Source organism: Streptomyces sp. NPDC012510, assembly GCF_042955065.1.
GTDB lineage: Bacteria > Actinomycetota > Actinomycetes > Streptomycetales > Streptomycetaceae > Streptomyces.
In genome coordinates this window covers 384-1,165 of sequence record NZ_JBIBEN010000096.1, presented here as the reverse complement: position 1 = coordinate 1,165, position 782 = coordinate 384, and positions in this window count along the sequence as shown.

The window sequence follows — 782 nt, the reverse complement described above, 5'->3', positions numbered from 1 at the left end:
AGCACGGCCCACACCTGGACGGACCTGCACCTGCACATGGTCCAGCGCACGGCGCAACTCCACAGGCACGGGCCAGAGTTCACTGGCCCGCGCCGCGTCGCCGATCCGCCTCCACTGGCGGTACGCCCAGTCCACGACCGCCTCCACGGCCGGCACGTCCACCACCTGCCCCGCAGCCGGCCCAGGCCCGGCAGGCTGCGCTCGGCGTTCCCCGCAAACATCGCGAGGCCCGCCCGCGCCCAGGCAGGTCGGACCTGGGTCAGTACTCTGTGTGCCGGCCGGTGACTAGAAGTGGCTATAGCCCGAAGGTGCACCACATCCTGTGATCGCGTAACTGCGCTCGCCCTGACAGGCGTGGCGGATCACGGGACTGCCATGCCGGAGCCAGGACGACGACGCGGCGAAAACCACCGCCGCAGGCGTGATGCGCAGCGCCGCCAGGGATGAAACCGATGAGCATGGCGCAGTGGTAGAAAGCGGTCTTCTGGAGGCTGCTGAGATGAGATCTGTGATCACTAAGGATGCCAAGCACTGTGCGCAGCTTTGCTGACGACCAGGCATCGCAGCTTGACCGCATCCGTTTGGCCCCCACGCACGACAGGGGGCCTGGTGCAACTCGCACACCAGGCCCCCTGACAAGCGGCGGGGTGGCGGGATTTGAACCCACGACCTCTTCGTCCCGAACTCTCGGCTGGGAGGTCATCGAGGTACCGGTGGGCTGGTCAGTCGGCTATAGACGGCTTCTGACGGTCGGCTGCGGTCGCGGTGGTTGCTGTACTCCG